This window comes from Flavobacterium aquidurense, assembly GCF_002217195.1.
GTDB classification, from domain to species: Bacteria; Bacteroidota; Bacteroidia; order Flavobacteriales; family Flavobacteriaceae; genus Flavobacterium; species Flavobacterium frigidimaris.
This window is the reverse complement of sequence record NZ_MUGR01000036.1, coordinates 80,812-102,759: the sequence shown is the minus strand read 5'-3', so window position 1 is coordinate 102,759 and position 21,948 is coordinate 80,812. Positions and strand designations below refer to the sequence as shown.

General features: G+C 34.5%; 19 protein-coding genes. 9 read left to right on the top strand and 10 right to left on the bottom strand.

The window, feature by feature from the left end; all coding sequences use genetic code 11:
* Window positions 1-51: 51 nt before the first annotated feature.
* The 4 genes from uxaC to B0A67_RS18760 form a co-directional block, all read right to left on the bottom strand.
* The gene (gene uxaC / locus B0A67_RS18775) at window positions 52-1,458 is read right to left on the bottom strand and encodes a glucuronate isomerase (protein ID WP_072962941.1); all 1,407 of its coding nucleotides are present in this window, start codon (window positions 1,456-1,458) and stop codon (window positions 52-54) included.
* Window positions 1,459-1,481: 23 nt separating this feature from the next.
* Window positions 1,482-2,273, bottom strand: a complete 792-nt coding sequence (locus tag B0A67_RS18770; RefSeq protein ID WP_072962946.1) for a gluconate 5-dehydrogenase — start codon at window positions 2,271-2,273, stop codon at window positions 1,482-1,484.
* A gap of 5 nt (window positions 2,274-2,278) precedes the next feature.
* Complete coding sequence (kduI, locus tag B0A67_RS18765; protein ID WP_084074602.1) at window positions 2,279-3,118, bottom strand: 5-dehydro-4-deoxy-D-glucuronate isomerase; 840 nt, start codon at window positions 3,116-3,118, stop codon at window positions 2,279-2,281.
* A gap of 87 nt (window positions 3,119-3,205) precedes the next feature.
* Entirely contained in the window at window positions 3,206-4,678 is a 1,473-nt protein-coding gene (locus B0A67_RS18760; RefSeq protein ID WP_072962951.1) for an MFS transporter, read from the bottom strand.
* A 444-nt stretch (window positions 4,679-5,122) separates the two neighbouring features.
* Between B0A67_RS18760 and B0A67_RS18750 the strand changes: the two genes are divergently transcribed.
* A complete protein-coding gene (locus B0A67_RS18750) occupies window positions 5,123-6,073 on the top strand; it encodes an alpha/beta hydrolase (protein ID WP_072962955.1) in 951 nt (316 codons plus the stop codon).
* Window positions 6,074-6,155: 82 nt separating this feature from the next.
* Here the strand turns inward: B0A67_RS18750 and B0A67_RS18745 are convergent, their stop codons facing one another.
* From B0A67_RS18745 to B0A67_RS18735, 3 genes are all read right to left on the bottom strand, one after another.
* The gene (locus B0A67_RS18745) at window positions 6,156-7,592 is read right to left on the bottom strand and encodes a PepSY-associated TM helix domain-containing protein (RefSeq protein ID WP_072962959.1); all 1,437 of its coding nucleotides are present in this window, start codon (window positions 7,590-7,592) and stop codon (window positions 6,156-6,158) included.
* Between the two features lie 74 nt (window positions 7,593-7,666).
* Window positions 7,667-8,902 (bottom strand): DUF4374 domain-containing protein, encoded by a 1,236-nt coding sequence (locus tag B0A67_RS18740; RefSeq protein WP_072962962.1) that lies wholly within the window; start codon window positions 8,900-8,902, stop codon window positions 7,667-7,669.
* A gap of 24 nt (window positions 8,903-8,926) precedes the next feature.
* On the bottom strand, window positions 8,927-11,317 hold the full coding sequence (locus B0A67_RS18735; RefSeq protein WP_072962965.1) for a TonB-dependent receptor: 2,391 nt from the start codon (window positions 11,315-11,317) through the stop codon (window positions 8,927-8,929).
* 107 nt (window positions 11,318-11,424) lie between these two features.
* On the opposite strand from B0A67_RS18735, the gene B0A67_RS18730 reads away from it, so the two are divergent.
* The 6 genes from B0A67_RS18730 to B0A67_RS18705 all read left to right on the top strand — a co-directional run bounded on the left by B0A67_RS18730 (window position 11,425) and on the right by B0A67_RS18705 (window position 17,044).
* Window positions 11,425-12,456: a helix-turn-helix domain-containing protein gene (locus B0A67_RS18730; protein ID WP_072962968.1), complete on the top strand. Its 1,032-nt coding sequence runs from the start codon at window positions 11,425-11,427 to the stop codon at window positions 12,454-12,456.
* A 468-nt stretch (window positions 12,457-12,924) separates the two neighbouring features.
* Window positions 12,925-13,239, top strand: a complete 315-nt coding sequence (locus B0A67_RS18725) for a hypothetical protein (RefSeq protein WP_072962971.1) — start codon at window positions 12,925-12,927, stop codon at window positions 13,237-13,239.
* Window positions 13,240-13,321: 82 nt separating this feature from the next.
* Window positions 13,322-13,882 (top strand): 2'-5' RNA ligase family protein, encoded by a 561-nt coding sequence (locus tag B0A67_RS18720; protein WP_072962974.1) that lies wholly within the window; start codon window positions 13,322-13,324, stop codon window positions 13,880-13,882.
* 339 nt (window positions 13,883-14,221) lie between these two features.
* Entirely contained in the window at window positions 14,222-15,145 is a 924-nt protein-coding gene (locus B0A67_RS18715) for a helix-turn-helix domain-containing protein (RefSeq protein WP_072962978.1), read from the top strand.
* 289 nt (window positions 15,146-15,434) lie between these two features.
* The gene (locus tag B0A67_RS18710) at window positions 15,435-16,160 is read left to right on the top strand and encodes an SDR family oxidoreductase (RefSeq protein WP_072962981.1); all 726 of its coding nucleotides are present in this window, start codon (window positions 15,435-15,437) and stop codon (window positions 16,158-16,160) included.
* A gap of 119 nt (window positions 16,161-16,279) precedes the next feature.
* Window positions 16,280-17,044, top strand: a complete 765-nt coding sequence (locus B0A67_RS18705) for an SDR family oxidoreductase (RefSeq protein ID WP_072962984.1) — start codon at window positions 16,280-16,282, stop codon at window positions 17,042-17,044.
* Window positions 17,045-17,210: 166 nt separating this feature from the next.
* Here the strand turns inward: B0A67_RS18705 and B0A67_RS18700 are convergent, their stop codons facing one another.
* Window positions 17,211-17,687 carry a hypothetical protein gene (locus B0A67_RS18700; RefSeq protein WP_242670987.1) on the bottom strand — a complete coding sequence of 159 codons (477 nt, stop codon included), beginning with the start codon at window positions 17,685-17,687 and terminating at the stop codon, window positions 17,211-17,213.
* A 147-nt stretch (window positions 17,688-17,834) separates the two neighbouring features.
* Here B0A67_RS18700 and B0A67_RS18695 point away from each other — a divergent pair, with 147 nt between their 5' ends.
* Entirely contained in the window at window positions 17,835-18,551 is a 717-nt protein-coding gene (locus B0A67_RS18695) for a DUF4386 domain-containing protein (RefSeq protein WP_072962991.1), read from the top strand.
* Between the two features lie 105 nt (window positions 18,552-18,656).
* On the opposite strand, the gene B0A67_RS18690 is transcribed toward B0A67_RS18695, so the two are convergent.
* Both B0A67_RS18690 and B0A67_RS18685 read right to left on the bottom strand, forming a co-directional pair.
* The gene (locus B0A67_RS18690; protein ID WP_072962994.1) at window positions 18,657-19,355 is read right to left on the bottom strand and encodes a LytR/AlgR family response regulator transcription factor; all 699 of its coding nucleotides are present in this window, start codon (window positions 19,353-19,355) and stop codon (window positions 18,657-18,659) included.
* On the bottom strand, window positions 19,352-20,395 hold the full coding sequence (locus B0A67_RS18685) for a sensor histidine kinase (RefSeq protein ID WP_072962997.1): 1,044 nt from the start codon (window positions 20,393-20,395) through the stop codon (window positions 19,352-19,354). The genes B0A67_RS18690 and B0A67_RS18685 overlap by 4 nt, the downstream gene beginning before the upstream one ends.
* Before the next feature lie 164 nt (window positions 20,396-20,559).
* Between B0A67_RS18685 and B0A67_RS18680 the strand changes: the two genes are divergently transcribed.
* Entirely contained in the window at window positions 20,560-21,945 is a 1,386-nt protein-coding gene (locus tag B0A67_RS18680) for a TolC family protein (protein WP_072963001.1), read from the top strand.
* Window positions 21,946-21,948 lie beyond the last annotated feature (3 nt).

Below are 21,948 nucleotides of genomic sequence, written 5' to 3'. Positions count from 1 at the left end.
TTTCACAATTAAAAAAATCTTTATTCTTTACTCTTTATTCTATACTCTTTATTAAAATTTAAAATAATCTTTTGCGTTGTTATACGAAATATCAGCTACTAATTTTCCAATCCATTCCATGTCGTTTGGAAGTTCACCGCGTTTGATTTCATCTCCTAAAAGATTACATAAAATACGTCTGAAATACTCATGTCTCGGGAAAGACAGGAAGCTTCTTGAATCTGTCAGCATTCCTACGAAACAGCTAATTAATCCCATGTTTGACAAGGCATTTAATTGTTTGGTCATTCCGTCTTTCTGATCTAAAAACCACCAGCCTGATCCAAACTGCACTTTACCTTTAACACTTCCGTCATTGAAATTTCCAATCATGGTAGCCATTACTTCGTTATCAGCAGGATTCAAATTATAAATGATCGTTTTAGTCAATTTATCTTTACTGTCTAAAGCATTTAAAAATCCTGATAATTTTTGAGCCTGTGGATAATCTCCAATAGAATCCCAACCTGTGTCAGGCCCTAAGATGCTGTGCATACGGGCATTATTATTACGTAATGCTCCTAAGTGAAACTGCTGTACCCAACCAAATTCGTGATACGTTTCAGATAAGAATAACAATATTGCACTTTGGAATTTTAAAGCTTCTTCAGGGGTAATAATTCTGTTTTCTCTTTTCTTTTTGAAAATTGAAGCCACTTCACTTTCTGTAAAGTTTTCAAAATAAATCTGATCCAATCCGTGATCACTAAGTTTACAGCCGTTTTGATTAAAAAACTCTATTCTCTTTCTCAATGCACTGCATAGATCTGTGTAAGTATGAATTGCAACTCCGGACACATCCCCTAATGTGTCCAGATATGCATTATAACCATCATTAGAAATTAAGATGGCTTTATCAGGTCTGAAAGCCGTACTCATTTTAGTTCCGATAGGATTTTTTGTCAGTTTCTGATGAAACTCTAAACTATCAATCGGATCTTCTGTAGTACAAACCAATTCAGCGTTTACTTTTTTAAGCAGGTTTTGTGTGCTGTATGCCTGAGAATTAATTTTCTCTGTTGTTTCGATATAGATTTTCTCTGCTGATTTTTCGTTCAGTAAATCATAGATATCAAAATAACGTGCTAATTCTAAATGTGTCCAGTGGTACAAAGGATTACGCATTGTATAGGGAACTGTTTTTGCCCAGTTGATAAATTTATCTTTATCTGAACCATTTCCCGTTACAAATTCTTCGTTGATCCCCAAGGTACGCATCGCGCGCCATTTGTAGTGATCTCCGTTAATCCAAACTTGTGTTATGTTGTCAAAAATTTTATCTTCAGCAATAAACTGAGGATTCAAATGATTGTGATAATCGATTATAGGTTGATTTTTTGAATAGTTATGGTATAACTCTTCAGCAAATTTATTTTCAAGTAAAAAGTTATCGTTTATGAATGTTTGATTTGCGCTCATGTCTTTTTAAATATAATTGAGAATTATTCTTCGTTTGATGGTTTACCAATTGTAGCCAGAATTCCGCCATCTACATACAAAATGTGACCGTTTACAAAATCACTTGCTTTTGAAGATAAAAATATAGCTGCTCCTGCTAAATCACCCGGGTCTCCCCATTTTGCAGCCGGAGTACGGCTGATAATAAAATCATTAAAAGGATGACCGTCAACACGAATAGGTTTTGTTTGTTCAGTAGCAAAATAACCCGGTCCGATTCCGTTGATCTGAACATTGTATTTTGCCCATTCTGTGGCCATGTTTTTAGTCAGCATTTTCAAACCGCCTTTTGCAGCAGCATATGCGCCAACTGTACTACGGCCTAATTCGCTCATCATCGAACAAATGTTGATTATTTTTCCCTGTCTTCTTTCGATCATTCCTTTTGCAACATGCTTAGAGACAATAAAAGGACTTACCAAATCAATATCAATTACTTCTTTAAAATCGGCAACTTCCATTTCGATTAACGGAATTCTTTTAATGATTCCAGCATTATTAATCAAAATTGCAATTGGCCCAACTTCGCTTTCAATTTTCTGAATAGCAGCAATAACTTCTTTTTCGTCCGTTACATTAAATTTATAACCCACCGCATTTATTCCTTCACTTTGAAGCAATGCTACAGCATCATCAATTTTTTGCTGAGAAGAGTTTCCGTTTACAACAATTGTTGCTCCCGCCTGACCTAATCCTTTTGCCATTGCCATTCCCAGTCCGTGTGTACTTCCTGTAATTAGGGCAATTTTTCCTTTTATATCAAATAAGTCTGTCATAATTCCTATCTTAAATCTGTGATTTTGCAAACATCCATATCTCCGTAATCTAAATTCTCACCTGCCATTCCCCAGATAAAAGTATAATTACTGGTTCCTGAACCTGAGTGAATTGACCATGGCGGAGAAATAACCGCCTGATGATTGTTCATCCAGATATGTCTTGTTTCCTGAGGCTGTCCCATAAAGTGGCACACTGCCTGATTCTCCGGAATGTCCAGATAGAAATAAACTTCCATTCTGCGATCGTGAACGTGTGCCGGCATAGTATTCCAAACACTTCCCGGTCTGAGTTCAGTCATTCCCATTTGTAACTGGCAAGTTGTTACAACACTTCCAATAATCATTTGATTTACAGTACGGTGATTTGCAGTTTCCATCGTACCTAACTCTAATTTATTTGCTTCTGCCAGACTTACTTTTACCGTTGGGTAAGTAGTATGCGCCGGTGCAGAGTTGATATAATATTTAGCAGGATTACTGCTGTCTTCACTTTTAAAGATTACCTCTTTGTTACCGCTCCCAATATACAAAGCATCTTTAAATCCAAGTTCATATGATTTTCCTTCAACAACAACAGAACCTTTACCTCCTACATTGATAATCCCTATTTCTCTTCTTTCTAAAAAATAGCTTGCTTTAAGCGGATCGATACTTTCTAACTTCAAATCTGCTTTTACCGGAACTGCAGAACCTGCAATATACCTGTCGTAATGAGAATACGTTAATACAATTTCATCTTGCTGCATTAAGTCATCAATTAAGAATTCATTTCTTAATTCCTGAGTGTCATATTTTTTTACAGCTTCGGGGCTTGACGCGTATCTTGAACTATATTTTGTCATAATTTTTATTTTAATGTAATCGATTGCACAAAATTAGATTTTTATTTTAAATATACATTTTTTGAAGTAATAAAATTTTCTAAAATGTTACATTCCTGTAATCGGACTGTATTTTGGAACTAACATTTTCATTACAGACCAGCCTGTTAGGTAGCAAACTGCACAGATAGAGAAAATGATAAAATATCCCGCTTCAATACCATGAAATCCCATAAATGACATATTAGTTTCTTTAGCATGATCAAACAATAATCCTGAACCTTTGTTGATTATTGTAGAACCAACTCCTCCTGCCAAACCTCCAATTCCTGTAATGGTCGCAATTGCTTTTTTAGGAAACATATCCCCAACAGTTGTAAAAATATTAGCTGACCAGGATTGGTGGGCCGCACCTGCAATACCAATAATAATTACAGGAATCCAGTAACTGATATATCCTAAAGGTTGTGCAATTAAGGCCAATAGCGGAAAGAATGCAAAGATCAGCATTGCTCTCATTCTACCTTCATAAGGGTTCATTCCTTTTTTCTCTACAAAGTAAGTTGGCAGCCAACCACCAATAATAGAAAGTAATGTAATCATATAAAGTACAAACAACGGAAGAGCAGCCTCAGTAGAATCCATTCCGTAAACAGAACTTAAATAAGCCGGTGTCCAGAATAAAAAGAACCACCAAACACCGTCTGTCATAAACTTACCAAAAGCAAAAGCCCAAGTTTGTTTGTATTTAAAGCACTCAACAAAAGATACTTTAGTTGTAGTTTCAGGCACATAACCCACTAATTTACTATCTGCAACATCATCTTGTTGGATATATTCTAATTCTTCAGCAGATACTTTTGGATGTCTTTCGGGTTTATCATACATAAAAACCCAAAATCCCATCCAGACAAAACCTAAAGCTCCAATGATAATAAAAGCCATTTCCCAACCGAAAGATTTCGCAATAAAAGGAATTGATATCGGAGCAGCTAATGCTCCAACAGTTGCACCTGCATTAAAGATGCTGGTAGAAAAAGCCCTGTCTTTTTTAGGAAAATATTCTGCTGTCGTTTTTATCGCCGCAGGAAAATTCCCTGCCTCTCCTACTGCCAGAACAAAACGGGCAAATATGAATAATGTAACACTTACATTGATAACCAATCCGGTATCTTTTACAAGATGAATAGCATCTTTGGCTCCTTCAAAACCTACAAACCAGTTTCCTGTAATAATCCCTGCTGTTGCAATACCACAAAAGGCATGCAAACATGCTCCTAAAGACCAAATTCCGATTGCCCAAAGAAATCCTTTTTTAGTATCTAACCAATCGACAAATCTTCCTGCAAACAATAGTGAAACGGCATAAAAAATAGAAAATAGGGCGGTAATATTTCCGTAATCATTGTTTGTCCAATGAAATTCAGGGGCAATAAAATCGCTCCATGTCAAAGAAAGTACTTGTCTGTCTAAGTAATTAATTGTTGTTGCAAAAAAAAGCAAAGCACATATACTCCAACGATAGCTTCCTGTCGTTTTTTTGGTTTCATTCTTAATAACTGCGTCTGGTGGTTGATTCATAGTAAAGGCGTCTTAGTAAAATTGATATTTTTTTTGGTAATTTCATTTTGCCCTTTAAACCCCGCACACAGACCGTAAAATCAATGTAATAAATCTAATGAAACAAAATAATGTAATCGATTGCACAAATATACTTTTTAATCTTTATATTCCAAATAAATTGTATAAAAAATTATTTTAATCAAATAAATAAACATAAAGGATAAAAAAATAAGCCCAAAATTACAAATTAAACAATATATTTGTTAAATGGGCGCATGTGAAATTTGTCCTTTTTAAGGGGTAAAATTGTACCAAAATCAATGCTTTCAAATCATTTTTTAAAGAACTTTCTTATTTTAATGAAAACTGTTTTTTTAACTTTCTTTAAAATTCACAAACCAATAAAAAGTTCTATTTTTGAAGATCTACAATATATTATCATTGAACTAAATCACAATAAAATTGAAAACTCAGAAAAAATTTCACTGGAAAAAAGCTTTTATAATTCTTGCGCTCTTTACAGCAATCACAAATGAAATGCAGGCTCAAAATCAAACAATCCCTATTTGGAATAAAATACCTGACCAAATCAAAGCTGCCGATTACAAGGAAAACGAAAGTATTAAGGACGGAAAAGTACAAAGCACGAGTATGGTTTCGGTTCCTACTTTAAGCATATTTTTACCTAAGGATAATAAACCGAATCAGGCTGCAGTTCTTATTTTTCCTGGAGGAGGATACCAGCATTTGGCTATTGACAAAGAAGGAACTAAAGTTGCCGAATGGCTTAATACTTTAGGCATCGCTGCTTTTGTTGTAAAATACAGATTGCCCAATGACAAAATAATGAAGAATAAAAGTGTGGGACCTTTGCAAGATGCTCAGGAAGCTCTACGTTATGTGAGGCAAAACGCTGCAAAATATAACATTGACGCGAACAGAATTGGAATCATGGGATTTTCTGCCGGAGGACATCTAGCCTCTACTTTAGCCACTCATTATGACGATAAGGTCTACGAAACAAATTCTAAAGTTAGCGCTCGTCCTGATTTTGCTCTTTTGATTTATCCGGTAATCACCATGGTAAACGAAGTTACACACAAAGGTTCACAAACTAGCTTATTGGGCAATAATCCATCTCAGGACCAGTTGGATTCGTTTTCGAATGAGAAAAGAGTGACAGCCCAAACACCAACAACTTTTTTGGTACACGCGTCTGATGACACAGTTGTTTTACCAGAAAACAGCATCAATTATTATTTGGCACTTAAAAACAATAACGTTCCTGCCGAGCTTCACATTTATGAAAAAGGCGGACACGGTTTTGGATTAGGCGTAAAAGATACCAGTAAATTCTGGACCAGAGATTGCGAAGAATGGCTGAAAGTACATGGATACAGCAACCAAAATTAAAACAACAAAAAAGGCGAAACTCATAAAGTTTCGCCTTTTTAACTAACACCAAAAAGTATAAAAAAACGGATTCTCAATTCCGCTAAACTGATAATTCTTTTTCTAAGACTTGCTTAGGTTTAATAATAGGAACTGCTTTTGCTGCAACCTTTGGTGATGCAGCAGGCTTTTTGCCAAATTTCTGTTTTCCCCACCAGATTAAAAATCCGGTAATAGGCAAACTTGCCGAAATCAGACTGGCAAAAAAAGCAATAATTTTTCCGGTAAGCCCAAGTACAGCACCAACATGAATATCATAATTCATTCTGCGGATTTTATCCGGAATATTGGCTTCTATATATTTTCCTGAAAAAGGAGTTTTTATTGATATTTCCTTCAAGGTTTGCTGATCAAAACTATAACGATCCATATTATAGTAGGTGTTTTTTTGTTTGTAAACAAAGGCACCAATTGCATCTGCGGGTTTCTCAGGGATGCTGATCATAATTCCGGCAGCCTGAGGATCTTCTTTCGAAATTTTTTTCAAAACTCTGTCAACTGTAGTGAGTTCAAATGTCTTGACATGCGTGGTATCTGATTTTGGCGATTCTCTGTTTTCTGTTAATGGTTTTCCACCGGAAGTAACCCAATATAAAGACTTACTCCACCAGCCAAAGCTCCAGACTAAACCCGTTACAGCAATAAAAAACAGAAAAATGCAGCTGTAAAAGCCAAGTACATTATGCAAATCATAATTGACACGTTTAAAACTGGCGTCTGTTTTTATTTTAAAACTTTTGTTAATAATAGACTTAATCCATTTGGTTGGCCACCAAAGCACTATACCTGAAATTAATAAAATAACAAAAATAATAACTGCCACACCCACAATTGGCCTTCCTATATCATAGGGTAGCCACAATGCGCGATGACCGTTTAATATCCATCTGAAAAAATCCGGAGAATCAGATCTGGAAACTGATTTTATATTGAGAATTTCCCCCGTATAAGGATTCATATATATACTGGTAAAAACACCACTCCTTCTCTTTCTCTTTTTTTCTTCCTTACCTTTCCCTTTTTCTTTTCCCTTTCCTTTTTCTAATGTTTTTCCTTTCTCACTATCATTTTTAGCAAGATCTTGTTTTCTTGCTTTACCTTCTGCTCTTTTCCCATTACCTTTTGCGTCTTTGTCTTTTCCTTCTTCTTTCTTTTGAATAAAGTATCCCACTATGGCAGCATCATCTTTTTCTCCAAAAGTTACACTTGTTGCATGTTTTCCTTTCATTGCTTTATCTGCAATTGTAACCAATTGCGAGGGCAGTAAAAAGGCTTTTTCCTGAGGTTCTACAAAACGCCAGTCTTCGATGAAATCTCTAATTTCATTTTCAAAAACATAAATGCAGCCTGTAATACTTACAATGACGACGATAATACCGGAAGCCAGTCCGAGCCATAAATGCAGCCAGGCCATGATACGCTTGAAAAGCGATTTTTTACTTTTTTTCTTATTGGGATTTGATTTTGAAAAAGAAAACATAATTAGTAGCGTATAAAAGATAAATAAAAAAACCGCAAGCCCCGAAAGGCCCACGGTCCAAAAGAAACCAATTTTTAATATTTTAATTTCGCAATTGCAGTAATCTGACCACCTTCTACTTTTATACCTTTAGTAGCAGCGGCAGTTGAACCGTTGATCGTATAAATCCAGTTTCCGTCTGGTGTATTAATACCCACTACAGCAGAACTTCCATCCTCAGTAGTAATGTTATAACGGCTAGTTACAGAAGTTAATGCCGCAGGAGCATTAGTTACCCATGTAAAAGTTTGGTTGTAAACATCAGCAATAGCCAATTTAGGAACTCCATTGTTTTTACCTGCATTTCCGTACATCAGCAATAAAAATTTACCTTTTGAGATGTAACTTGTAGCAGAGATTTTATAACCTCCTGATTTTTCCTGTACATTAAAGAAATAACTTTTATCGAACTCAGTAGTTCCTTTTTTAATCTTCACAATTGCAGAAGATTTTGTAGAAGTCACAACAGAATTACTCGTAGCAACTGCTCCTGAGAATCCGTAAGCATCTCCGTTTTCGTCCTGAAATAAACCATTTGTAAAGTATCCTCCTAAGTAACTTGTACGGTTATCTTTGATTACTTTTTCTAATTTAAGCTCTGGATAGTTGTAAACCGCAACCCATGTACTATCCGGATTTACAGTTCCAAAATTATCTACTCCGTCACCTTTAATACTCATGTAAGGCATATATACTTTATCCCCAACCTGAGTTGCCCAGGTAAAGAAGGCTCTTTCTCCATTTCCTGCCAATTTCTTTGTATCCTGTTGCGCCTCACCAGTAATAAGTGATTTTTCTGCATCAATTTTATACATTTGAGCAATAGATGCTGCCCCGCTTCTTGGTACTTTAATCGTTAAAATATCCTTGTTTACAGCTGCGAAAACGTGTACCGTTTCTGCCTGAAAATCAGATTTTTTAACCAGTTTTCCTTCTGAATTTAAATTATAAGTCGTTACAGCACCAGGATTTCCCTGTCCGTACAGCAAACTAAAAAAGTTATTTTGCGCTGTAATATAGTAACGGTAAGTTCCGTCCTGCTCAATACCATTACCAATTGTACTGATTGTTCCGGTCGAAACATCATCTGTAGTCAATAAGTAATCAGTAATTCCCACAGCTCCTGTAGTGGCAGTAATTATATATTTTGTCTTACCCGTATCAACTCCTCCTCCGCCTGTTCCGCTTCCGGAATTATCGTCGCTGCTGCACGAGAATGTTGTAAAAGCTGTTAAAGCTGCGAATAAAGCTATTTTGCTACCCTTTTTCATATTATTTATGGTTTTAAAAAATTATTAATTTGATTTATTGAAGAAGTATCTGAATTTGATATAAAAAGCACGACTTGGTTTTTGCAATGAAAAATTATCATAAAGCTTGTTGTCAAATACATTTTTGCATTCAAAAGCAATATTGTATTTACCATTTGCCATTGTATATACTACATTTAAATCGTGATTGAATTGCTTCGGAATTTCTAATTTACTATCCTTGCTGCCCATACTTGGCCACGACAAATAGTAGGTATGAACATAGAGTAAATTATAACCAACAGATAAGTTATTTCCTTTTTTAAATAGATCATTAAAAAATGCTGTGGCATCAAAATTTCCAAACATATAAGGTATATTAGGAATCCTGTCTTTATAAAACGCAGATACATAATTTTGATCCGGCTCATACTTTGTCATGTTTCGAAGATTTTGATATGTCATATTGAAACCTGCCGTAAACCTGTTTCGGTACGAATACCTTACTTCTCCATCAACACCGTAATTTGTCATTTTACCAAGATTGACAGTGTAAGTATCTACCTGGTTAGTATACAACGTTGAGCGAATAAAATCTTTAGCATCACGGTACATCACATTCATGTCAAATGTTAAGGCATGCACTTTATTAAAATTGGTCTGGTAGCTAAATCCTAAATTATAATTATAACTGCTTTCAGGTTTCAAATCAATATTTCCGAATGCATTTTCGTTAGGATTTCCAAAAAGTTCTCTTGACGAAGGAAGTCTGTAACTTTTTTCAAAAGATCCCTTAACCTGAAAATTCGGTCTTAAATAATAGCTAGAGGCAAAGCCGTACCCTAAATTAGAACTATTATCATTGAATTTTTGATAGGCAATATCGCCTGCATTACCACTTGGATTATAACTTCTGGAATAATTTGTTTTTAAATTATAATCTTTTAAAAACACAGAAGTACTCCATTTTTCATTGTAATCGAATTTATAGCCAAGCCCTAAAATATTCTTTTGTGTTTTTCTGGGCTGCTGATAAAGTACTGATTCAGGAACCAATTCATCTTCCTGCTTACGGTCAAAAGTAGTAAAGGTATTGTTCAGCATAAACGAATGACGTTCTCCAAGACTGTATGTTGCATTCGCCGTAGCGATACCATTATTGTCTTTTAACTTCATTAAAGTCCTGCCCTTTTCTCCGCCTAAACCATTGTATTGTATATAATCTCCAAACCAATTGTATTTTCTAAAAACAGTATCAACAGTTTGTTCCTCACCAAAATTATAGTTGGCATTAACATTTAAATTCAAACCTTTTGTAAACAAATCTTTTACCTGATATTTTAAGGTAGGCATCAAGATGTTTCCTTGTGTGTATCGGCTTCCAAAAACGCTTTTCATTCTCGCACCGGTCTGAATATCTGCTTTGTTTTGTCCTCCGGTAAAACCAAATAATAATTTATCGGCGTATTTTTTTCCCGTAATACCAATATTTACAATTACAGTTTCATTATGATAGGTATCATGAAATCTTCTCACCCTGGCATTGGGAAAATATTCACCCGTTTTCAAATCAGCGGCTTCTACATTTACCCAATAATTGTTATCAGAATAATTCTGAAAAGCATTAATTTCAGTCGTAAAACCACTCTTTGCGGTATAGCCTGCATTTATAGAGGTTTTGTGTGTATTGAAAGAACCAAAAGAATAAGAAGCATCAAAGTATGTTCTTGGTTTACTGTTAGTCACAATGTTTACTGCACCACCAAGCGCATCACCTCCCAGCCAGATTGGCACCACACCTTTGTAAACTTCAACACGATCAGCAAGATTAATTGGAATATTATTCAACTGAAAAGAAGATCCGAAATTATCCATAGGAATTCCATCTATAAAAACTTTTATCTGATTACCGGAAAAACCATTAATCGAAAGCTCAGATTGAGATCCTACACCACCCTGCTCACGAACACGAACTCCTGAAACACGATCTAAAGCATGCGACAAGTCAAGTGTTGTATTGTGTAATTTTTTGGCATCAATTGCGGTAACACTATACGCCTGCTTGTTTACTTTATCTGTTGCAGTACGTCCCATGACAGTAACACTTTCTAACACGTTTAATTCACTTTCTAAACGAAGCGAAAAGTTCAAATCTTTTCCTGAAACTTCAATATGTTTTTTTTGAGTTGCGAACCCAATTGCGCTAATTTTTAAAATGTGTTTTCCTGACTTTACATTTTTGAAAATAAACTTTCCGTTTTCATCCGAAATAATGCTTAAGTCAGTTTTTTCTATAATAATTGTGGCATAAGGAATTGTTTGCCCTGAATTTTCTGTTACCTCTCCACTGACTGAAAACCCTTGATTTTGCTGGGAATGCGATAGGATCGAAAAGAAAAAAAATATACTAAAAAATAAAAATTTGTGAGTTGTCATATCTTTAATTAGACTAATTATAAATAACTTTGGCGCAAAAGTACCATCAACAACTCGAAAAAAGATAGGGAAAAACGGATTATTATTTTGTAAAAACGGATTATATTTTGAAAATCAAATCGAAAATTTTAGCACACAAAAATGCCATTATTCAAATTGAAATTGGCGGCACTCATTATCCCAAAAATCATCTGACGGAAGAGAATGTTTACATAAAAGATAATGATTCAGAAGAAATTAAAAGCCATCATTTAATTACCGAAGGAATGGTTTTACTCGATACACAAATGCTTTTTTCAACCCCGCAAACGATCATTTTTGAAATCGATGAGGAAGCTGTAGTCATGAATTTTATTTGTTGCAATAATGTCGAGACACATATCGATCAATTAGAAACCGAAAAATATTCCAGAAAAAATACCCATAATATTTTTTACGCTACAAAATATAAAGCAACTTTTAAAATCCCTGCTTTTGAACAGACAAACTACTTCTCTATCATTCTGTCTAAAGACTTTTATTACAATATTATCAATGAAGATTGGGAACTTCATGAGAAATTTTCAAAAAACATCCTGCTAAAAAAATCGAGTTATTTAACCTCAAAATACATTGCATTTACCCCTGCAATTCAATGGGTGATTCACGAAATAAAGAACTGTAATCGTCAGGGTGCATTAAAAAAAATGTATCTAGAAACTAAAATCAAGGAACTACTTATACATCAGCTTGAAACCATCATTACCCTGCCGATACAAAAAGATCAGATTGATGAAGATGATTACAACAAATTACTGGAAGCCAAACAAATACTTGACAAAGATTATGTTCACGCTCCAACACTAGCAGAACTATCAAGACTGATTTCGCTAAATGAATTTAAACTAAAAAAGGGATTCAAAGCCTGTTTTGGCACTACTGTAAAAAGTTACATTATAAAACTGCGAATGGAACATGCAAAAGAATTATTTCAAAACAAAGCGTCAACCGTTAGTGATGTGGCGTATAAATGTGGCTATAAAGATGTTTCTCATTTCTCGGCAGCTTTTAAAACTTTCTATGGTTTTTCGCCTCAGAAATTTAAAATCAATTGGGACTTTATTCACCTTTGGATCACGGGAATTTTATTATTAAGCTAATAAAAAAGGGTTCTTAGATTTTGTTATAAATAACTCGATCTAAAAACCCTATAAAATTTAGACTTTTGTATGCTTGCAAACTTATACAAAGGCATCCATTAATGAAATGAATATGTCAAATTTCATTGCAAAAAAAAAATGTTTCTCCAAAAACAGTTTAACCTGTAGAATCTCTGATGTTGCTTAAAAAGGCTAAAAACACCATCTATATCGATTTCTACGCCACAAATTTACAAGCTACTTTAGAGAAAACCTTACGGCTTTCCTCATTACCACAAATATTTTTATCTAAAAAATGCTAACGCATTAATTCCCTGATGTTCTCCTTTTTTTTTCTGTATGAAATTTCAAAAATTTAAAAGTTTTTCAAAACATGATGACATTTTAAAATATAAAGTTCACTTTCTTGTCCTGGATTAAGTTGAAACTATTTTTTTACTTCTAAATTTGTAGAATAAAATAGTAATTATGAAAACTTTTGAATTCTTAATACTCGGAAAAAACCAACCCATCCTGGAAATTTTGCTAAGATTGGTCAATGCTTATGAAAACTGGAATGCAATTGGTTTTAGTGATGAAAAGCAAGCTCAGGAATATTTTCTAAATAACAAAATTGATATTATTTTATTAAGCTCAGCAATAGAAGAACATGTCGAAAAAGATTTTACGGCTTTTTGCTTAAAACACCAACCTGATGTAGAAGTAATCGAACATTTTGGTGGAGGAAGCGGATTGCTTAAATCTGAAATAGAACATCGATTGTACCTAAAAGGAAAACTATAGACAATCGCTATCTTTTTAAACGGTTAATATTGATTTTACCGCTTCCTTTTAAAATTTAAACGGGCATTAAATCCAACACGTAATGGAAAAAAAATATTCAATTGTTATTCATCCTTCACCAGAAATAATTGCTTCTATCAAAACCATGAAAGAAGATTTATCCTCTAAAATTGGTTGGTTTAACAGCAAAAATTCAGTAGCTCATATTACCATTTGTGAATTCAAAATAGATGAATCTCAAATCGAGAAATTCAAACAAAAGCTCCTGAAGGTCTGTGACAACTTTATCCCTTTTTCCGTTTCATTAGACCATTTTGGTTCTTATGGTAGCGGCGCATTTTTCATTGGCCCAAATGAAGATTCTAAACAGAACCTGAAACCCATTATAAAAAAAACGCAGGATGCCCTGCAGCTTTCAAACTTAAAAAAGAGCAGCGATCCCCACATTTCTATCGGAAGAAAACTAACTCCCGAAAATATCGAAATCGCAAATGATTTATTCACTGCAATACATATGTATTTTTTATGTGATACTATTATTTTAAGAGAATTAGATCCTGTTAAAAGGCAGTTTTTTGTAATTGATAGTTTTGCTTTTGGCAGTAATCCCGAACCTGAATTTGTGCAAGGAAGCTTGTTTTAGAATTTAACAGCAAGTATTAATTTGCCACAAAGACTCAAAGTTACTAAGTTTTTTATCATAGAGTTGACACCAAATTTATTATTTCTATCTATTCTTAATCTCTCACAATCCCAAGATTGAAACCTTGGGATCATAAGTGAAATGTAATCCTGCCGCTGTCAGGATTACAAACAATGAAAAAAAATCTTTGCGAACCTGTGTTTACTAAGGGTAATCTAACAAAAACCTTGCTGCCTTTGCAATTACATCATCACAAAGCTGAGGAACCTGAAACTTGAAACCTGAAACTAAAAAAACTTTTTATTAATTTTCGTATATTTGAATTTTACAATTCTTCTTATGAAATCACTAGATTCATTTTACCAGGATATTACCGAAGGTTCAACAGTAGAGCCCACTTCCCTATTACCAAACGACATTCAAAAAGAGATTGGTCATTTTAATGTTTTTGATATTAAAGAACTTCTGGAACGTATGAAAGGAAAACCTGGAATGCCTTATGACAGAAGAGCGTATTACAAAATAAGTTTGATTAGAGGAAAAAACAAAGCCGAATATGCCGATAAAATAATCGAAATCGAAAAACAAGGCCTTCTGTTTGCTACTCCAAAAATTCCGTACAACTATGTACCTCAGGACACCAATCAAGGTGGACAGTTTTGTGTGTTTACGAGCGAGTTTTTATCCAAAAATAAAAGCGGGATAGATCTGGACGAATTGCCTATTTTTGCTTCTGACGGATATCCCATTTTTCAGCTTACAGACGAAGAAGTTATTGAAGTTGAATTGATTTTCAACAAAATACAAAAAGAAATCAATTCTGATTATATTTACAAATACGATTTAATCAGAAATTATGTTGCTGAGTTAATTCACTTTGGACAAAAATTACAGCCTATAACCGCATTGTATTCTAAACACAATTCAGCAGCAAGAGTTTCTTCTTTATTTGCTGAATTATTAGAACGACAATTTCCAATTGAATCTCCAAATCAGCGATTAGAACTCAGAACAGCCAAAGATTTCGCCCAAAGATTATCTGTTCACGTCAATCATTTGAATAAAGTTTTAAAAGAAAATACCGGAAAAACCACCACAGAACTAATCAGCACCAGATTAACCAATGAAGCCAAGGTCCTGCTGAAACAAACGGATTGGAACATCTCTGAAATTGCTTTTTCCCTGGGTTTTGAAGAGTTGGCGCATTTTTCTAATTTCTTTAAGAAACAAACAACCTTTACGCCTTTAGCTTTCCGAAGTTGATTTTAGATTTTAGATTTTAGATTTTAGATTTTAGATTTTAGATTTTAGATTTTAGATTTTAGATTTTAGATTTTAGATTTTAGATTTTAGATTTTAGATTTTAGATTTTAGCACTTTTTAAAAGTCTTCGACTTTGAAAAAGTTTAGTGTTCCGTTTTGGAATTTGCAATTTAAAAAATTGGAATTTCTGACACCTGATTTGAATTTCGCAAACATCGATTTGATATTTACAATTCCCCAAGCTTACTTCGCTCCTACCTTTGTCTCATCAATTTAAAAGATCGAAAAGATGAACTTATCAAATAACAAAATTCTAATAACAGGTGGTGCAAGCGGTATCGGGCTTGGGCTAACCGAAAGATTTATTCAGGAAAACAATACCGTAATTATTTGCGGCAGACGTGAATCTATTTTAAATGAAGTGAAAGCAAAATTTCCAACCGTAATTATAAAAGTATGCGATTTGGCCATCGAAGCTGAACGTATTGCGCTTTACAAATGGATTACAGAAAATCATTCGGATCTGAATATTTTAATTAACAACGCAGGAATCCAGAAATGGGTTTCGGTTACGGATGCTGATTTTTATGAAAGCATGAAAACGGAACTTGCCACTAATATTGAAGCTCCATTGCACTTAACATCACTTTTTATTCAGCTAAAATCCCTTACAACTGTAATGAATGTTACTTCGGGATTGGCATTTTCGCCTTTTGCAAAAGTTCCGGTTTATTCTGCTACAAAAGCATTTTTCCGATCGTTTACACTTTCACTTCGCCATATCTTAAAAGCAAAAAATATTGAAGTGATCGAAATTATTCCACCTGCTTTAAATACTGATCTTGGCGGCGCGGGATTACACGATGCGCATCCAAGCGTAAGTGATTTTATCGAATGTATTTTCGAACAATTAAAAGAAGGAAAAGATGAACTGACTTTTGGAACAAGCGCAACGAGAATAAACGCAAGTATTCCGGAATTGAAAGCATCATTTAACGCATTACATTCGAATTAGATAATTGTGAAATGTAAAATGTAAAATGTCAAATGTGATTTGTGAAATAGCAGCAACATCTTACATCTTTACATCTCACCAGCAAACAATAAACAAGAAACAACAAATAAATACATAAAATGGCAGTAAATACAAAAATCGCTCTTGTTACAGGTGGTAGCAGAGGTTTAGGAAAAAATATGGCAATCGCAATTGCAAAAAAAGGAATCGACGTTATTATTACTTACAACAGTAAAAAAGACGAAGCTGACGCTGTTGTAAAAGAGATTGAAGCTTTAGGACAAAAAGCATCTTCTTTACAATTAAACGTGGCTGATTCAGCAACTTTTGATAGCTTTTTTATCAATGTTTCAGAAGTTTTAAAAAGTACTTTTACAACCGATAAATTCGACTTTTTGGTAAACAACGCCGGAATAGGAATTCACAATTCATTTGTTGGGACAACGGAAGCTGAATTTGATCAATTGACTAATATTCAGTTCAAAGGGCCGTTTTTCTTAACCCAAAAAGCATTGAATGTTATGAATGACAACGGTGGAATTGTAAATATCTCCACTGGTTTGGCACGTTTTTCATTCCCGGGTTATGCCGCGTATGCTGCTATGAAAGGTGCTATTGAAACCCTGACAAGATATCAGGCAAAAGAATTAGGTGCAAGAAAAATTAGAGTAAACGTAGTGGCTCCCGGTGCTATCGAAACTGATTTTGGTGGTGGAGTTGTTCGCGATAATGAACAAATGAACCAACAAATTGCTTCAGTAACCGCTTTGGGAAGAGTAGGCTTACCGGATGACATTGGCGGTGTTGTTGCCTTTTTATGTTCTGAAGAAGCGCGTTGGGTAAATGCACAACGTATCGAGGTTTCTGGGGGAATGATGCTGTAAAGTGTTATTTGTGAAATGACAAATGTAAAAACCACATCGAATTATTACCCAATAAGCTTTTGAAACCTTGGGCCCTATCGTATTATAAAGAACAAAACCCGACAGATTTTTCAACCTGTCGGGTTTGTCATTTAGAAATATATTGAGTTAGTAAGTATTCGTGTTTTTAATCTTTTTCGATGATGACATCAAAACCTCCATTTTTATCAAACACAACATCATAGAATTTGGAGTTTTTTTGTATTCCTACTTCATAGGTTGTCTTATTTTTATCATCTACCACAACTGCAATTTCCTTAATGGCTTTGGCGGGATAATTTTTCTTTAAGTAAGCCTGGGCTTTTGCAGGAAGTTTACTGAGCGGAATTTGAGATTCAAAAGCTTTCAATACACCTAAATTATCGTAAACGGCTAATACTTCTGTAGTGGGATTTGTTTTGAATTGTGCTTCATAACGAATTTCATCATCGTCATCGCCAACATATTTCATACTCCAGACCGGAACTTTACCAGGATATTCTTTTTGAAAAGTGAACAATACTTTTTCCGGAGGGGTAACTTTTTTATCTGGAGAAGTTCCGGTTTGACCAATCAAAAAACTACTGTATAAAAAGGTAATCATAAAGAAAAGGGTTTTCATCATTTCCAGTTTTAAATTCACACTCTTAAAATAACGTATTAAAATTACTACTTTATTTTGAAGAAAAAGAAATTTGCAAAAGAAATGTTAAAACAAACAGTAACATTATCAAAAGTATGCCGTCTTATATAAAACCAAAACCACAAAACCATGAAATTTAATCTCACGAATTTCGAACGTTCACCACAAAATTATGCCCGTATAGCCGGTGTATTATATCTTATTATCATTCTCATGGGAATTGGTGCTGAGGCTTTTGTCAGAAACAAACTTTTTGTTTCAGGAGATGCCCACGCTACTGCCAACAATATAATGCATGCCGACTTTTTATGGAAAATAGGAATCACGGCAGATATCATTATGCACATTTGCGATTTACCGGTAATGATTATTCTGTATTATCTTTTAAAACCGGTCAGCAAGAAACTCGCTTTGCTCAATTTGTCCTTCAATTTAGTACAAACCGCCGTTTTAGTCGCCAATAAATTAAATCTCTTTGCCGCATTATTTTTTCTGGGAGACGCTGAATATTTAAAATCTTTTAGTCCCGATCAGTTGCATACTTTATCCTACCTGTCAATCAAACTGCATGATTTCGGTTTCGGAATCGGATTGATCTTTTTTGGGTTTGTATGTCTTATCGAAGGCTATTTAATTTTTAAGTCCGGATACTTTCCAAAGACAATTGGCGTTTTAATGACATTCGCAGGAATCTGTTATTTGTTCAATAGTTTTGTTTTAATTCTCGCACCACAGCTTTCAAGTATTGCCTGGTTGATGCCTTGTCTGATCGCAGAATTAACATTGAGTTTATGGCTGATTTTCAAAGGAGTGAACCTGCCTGTATGGAAACAAAAATGTATATAATATATCTTAAATAAAACTCAACCAGAATCTAAAAAGCCTGTAAGAAACATCATTACAGGCTTTATTTGAAATAATTTGAATTAGTAAGCAATCTTATTTCGAGTTTTATTTTTTTATCCGGTCGGATAATTCCCTTTTATAGGTGATCCCGACCGGTAATTTTTCATTTTTAATAATCACAAAATCTTTGTCTGTTCCTTCTATTTTATCCAGTGCGACAATGTATGATTTATGAATGCGCATGAAGTTTTTTTCCGGCAGGCATTTCTCAAGTTCACTTGTTGTGATCGAGGCCAGATAAGTTCTTTTTATCGTATGCAATTTCACATAATTACCAAAACTCTGTGCAAACAAAAGCTGGTCCAATTCGATATCCATAAAGTAACCGTCGACTTTTACATTAACAGAATTTACCATCACTTCTTCTACCTTTGCCTTTGCATTCTCGGTAGCAAAAAAACGATCCACTGCTTTTAAGAACCGCGGAAAATAGATCGGTTTAAGAAGATAATCAATTACGCCATAATCGTAACTCTCTAATGCATATTCGGAATAAGCCGTGGTTAAGATAGTTTTAGGATGCGTGGGAATAATCTTTAGTAATTCCATTCCTGAAATCTCGGGCATATTGATATCCAGAAACATCAAATCAACAGTATTTTCACGAAGATAATTCATTGCTTCGATGCCATTATAACCCTGAAAAACTAACTCTAATTGTGGATTTTGCTTGATGTAATTCGCCAGCACATAATGCGCCGCCGGTTCATCATCTACAATTATACATTTTTTGGATTCTCTCATTCTACAAACTTTTTCAATTGTAACTTCAAATCTACAATATAGGTATTCTTATTGCCGTCCTGAATTTCTAATTTATAGTTTTTGCCATAAATCAGATTCAAACGCTCTATCGTATTTTTCAAACCAATCTTAGTCGAAACAACATCTGTCTTTTTGGTTGGAATTGAATTTACAACGTGCAAATGCAGCAAACCATTTTCGACGGTAATTATAATTCTCACATAACATTTTTCAATCGCACAAGTTCCGTGTTTAAAGGCATTTTCGATAAAAGCAATCAACAGCATGGGCGATACTTTATAGGCGTTTTCGTTATCGATTTTGCAATCATAAGTAATCTCGCAACGGTACCCTACTCTTTCTTTTTCGAGCTGCACATAACTGTTTATAAACTCCAATTCATCTTCGAGAGAAACACATTTTTTGCTGTTGCTCTCCAGTTGATAACGCATTAACTGAGATACTTTCATAATCAGATCAGGCGTTCTTTCGGGAAATTCTAAACTAATACCATAAAGGGTATTAAAGGTATTGAATAAAAAATGAGGATTCAATTGGCCTTTAAGCGAATTGAGCTGCATTTCATTAAACAGTAAGGTTTCGTCTGTTTTTTTTCTGTGTATTCTGTAGAATTTAAACACAATTATAGGACTCAAAATACAAACCAGAGTCCCTAAAACACTCGCCAATTGGTACGCATAACTTCTTTGATGGGAATTTTGATAGAGATGGCAATTGCTAAATATATCCAGCATTGTAATCTCATATAAAACGACCGAAAAAACAAATACTCCAAAAAGTGTTAAAATGATATACGTTACAGGACGTTGTGTTTTGAATAAGATGGGTAAAAGAAAGAAACGATTGAATTGGGCGTGCATGTACAAAACCAGGTAGAAAAACACACCCATTGATATAGAGGTAAAAGAACTAAATAACATCCAGTCATTCTTTAACGTATAGATCGTAAATGAAAAGACGACAACAGCAATTTCCTGCCACCATTTGTTGTCCAATATGTTATCAAATTTTTTATTCATTTTTAATACTTAAATAGTTTACAAAGTACGCACAAATAATTAATTATTATTTCCAATAAATGACAAATTCAATTGGTCATTTATTATTGCAGTACATCATTTAACATGACAAATATCAGCTGAAGACAAATATTTTTGTTAGATAATTTCATATCACTAATTTTATGTACTTCAGAAAAATTACTTTGTTAGTTTTCTTGATTTTTGCTTGTGGTAGTTATGCACAGAACTTGTCTTTAAAAGAAGCAGTAAAAACAGGTTTAGAAAACTACGGTTCTATCAAAGCAAAAAGCAATTACACGAATGCGTCGCGCGAGACTCTCAAACAATCCAAGCGTGATTATTTGCCAAATCTTAACTTATCGGCACAACAGGATTACGGAACCGTCAATGGACAAAACGGACCTCTTTATGGTTTTGGCGGTTTAGGAGTTGCTTCATCAGGATTGCCTTTGCCGCAACAAAACTGGAATTCAGCTTTTGGCGCGCTTTATTTAGTCAACATGAACTGGGATTTTTTCACCTTTGGAAAAATTCAGGAGAAAATCAATCTGGCTAAAATTGATGTTCAGGCAAAGGAAAAAGATCTAAAGCAGGAAGAATTTCAACAGGAAATTAAGATTTCTGCTGCTTATTTGAATTTACTGGCAAGCCAAAGATTATTGATTTCGCAGCAAAAGAATTTAAGCCGCGCAGAAATCTTTAAGAAAACTGCCGTTGCCAGAGTTAAAAACGGATTATTGGCCGGAGTAGATTCTACATTGGCTACGGCCGAAGTCTCTAAAGCAAAAATATCTTTGAATCTGGCTAAAAATTTCGTCAAGGAACAAAACAGCAAATTAGTTGATTTGATGGGTGTTGCGCCTCAGGATTTTGTAACGGATACTTTATTTGTAAATGACATTCCGAAAGAACTTTTAAGAGGAGCCGCAACTTCAGACAGTTTACATCCTTTATTGCAACTATATAAAACGAAAATTGATTACAGCAATCAACAAGTTAAGCTGTACAAACGCTTTTATTATCCAACGATGACCGCTTTTGGCGTTTTACAAACCAGAGCTTCAGGATTTGATTCTGCTTATGCGACAGATCAGACCGCTTTTACCAGAAATTATTGGGATGGCGTCAATCCGGATCGTACCAATTATCTGATCGGAATTGGAATTAGCTGGAATCTAACGACTCCTTTTAGAATGAGCAAACAGGTAAGTGCACAAAAATATGTTTCCCAAGGTTTACAAGAAGAATACAATCAGGCGGACAGAGAACTGAAATCGCAGCTAAAATTAGCTGACGATAAAATACAAATCACCCTTGACAATTTTGCCGAAGCGCCAATTCAGGTCGATGCAGCAAAAAGAGCGTACTTGCAAAAATCGACTTTATACAAAAACGGGCTAACTGATTTAACAGATATAACCCAAACGTTATACACACTGAATCGCGCCGAAATCGATCGTGATATCGTCAACAATAATGTGTGGCAATCCTTCTTACTGAAAGTAGCTGCTACAGGCAATTTTGACTTATTTATAAATGAATTTTAATTA